General features: G+C 62.3%; 2 protein-coding genes. Both read right to left on the bottom strand.

Annotated elements, in window-relative coordinates; all coding sequences use genetic code 11:
- The coding region (locus IQK56_RS30525) for an ATP-binding cassette domain-containing protein (RefSeq protein WP_193901968.1) at positions 1-584 on the bottom strand (584 nt) is incomplete at its 3' end.
- On the bottom strand, positions 581-1,075 hold a 495-nt coding region (locus IQK56_RS30520; protein WP_482827771.1), incomplete at its 5' end, for a type 1 periplasmic-binding domain-containing protein. The genes IQK56_RS30520 and IQK56_RS30525, both read right to left, overlap by 4 nt.

Genomic DNA, 1,075 nt, shown 5'->3' with positions numbered 1-1,075 from the left:
AGCACCACTTTGCCCTCATCGCGCAGGCGCGTGATGATCGCCATCAAGCGGTCGATCTCCCGCGCCGACAGGCTGCTGGTGGGTTCGTCGAACGCAATCACATGGGCGCCACGGGACAACGCCTTGGCGATTTCCACCAGTTGGCGTTGGCCCAGGGACAGCCGGCCGAGCTTTTCTTCAGGATCGATTTCATCCGCCAGGCCTTTGAGGCAAGCCAGGGCCTGCTTGCGCAGCAGGCCCCGATTGACCACGCCAAAGCGCGACGGAAGATGGCCGAGGAACAGGTTCTCGGCCACGCTCATTTCCGGCACGAGGTGCAGCTCCTGATGGATCACCGCGACACCGCTGGCGATGCTGTCCGCCGCGCATTTGAACGCCATGGTCTGCTCGCCGATTTGCACGGTGCCAGAGCTTGGGATGTAAGCGCCGCCGAGGATTTTCAGCAGCGTCGACTTACCCGCGCCGTTCTCGCCCATCAACGCGTGCACCTGCCCCGGCTGGGCGCTGAAGCTGATGCCGTCCAGCGCCTTGACCCCGGGAAAGGTCTTGCCGATCCCCTCGAACCGCAGGGCCGCCGTACTCATTTCCACAGCCCGATCTTGGTCAGTTCTTCCTGGAAGTTGGCGCGGGTGATCAGGGTCACTTCATCCATCGCGGTGTACTTGGCGGGTTCCTTGCCGGTGGTAACCCACTCGTACATCGCCAGCGCGGTGTTGTAGCCCTCGATATGCGGGCTTGGCAGCATCGAGCCGAAGAAGCCGCTGTCGGCCTTTTTCAGTTCGCCGATGGCGTCGGTGCCATTGATGCCGATGCCGATCACGTTGGCCGCTTTAAAGCCGGCGCTTTCGGTGGCGCGCACGCCGCCGAGCACGGTGTTGTCGTTCATGCCGCCGATGATCAGGTTTTTCGCGCCGCTGGGCAGCTTGACCAGCGCCGAGTTGGTGGCATCCATGCTGCCGGGCACATCGAGGGTTTTCAGCGCGGCGGTGAGGATGTGGTCTTTGGGAATACCGGCTTCTTCGAGGGATTTGATCGAGCCGTCGGTGCGTTTTTTACCGGTGTCGAGTTCATTGAA

The organism is Pseudomonas cyclaminis (assembly GCF_015163715.1).
GTDB classification, from domain to species: Bacteria; Pseudomonadota; Gammaproteobacteria; order Pseudomonadales; family Pseudomonadaceae; genus Aquipseudomonas; species Aquipseudomonas cyclaminis.
Note: the sequence above shows the minus strand (reverse complement) of the source record. Positions and strands in the feature narration are given on the sequence as shown.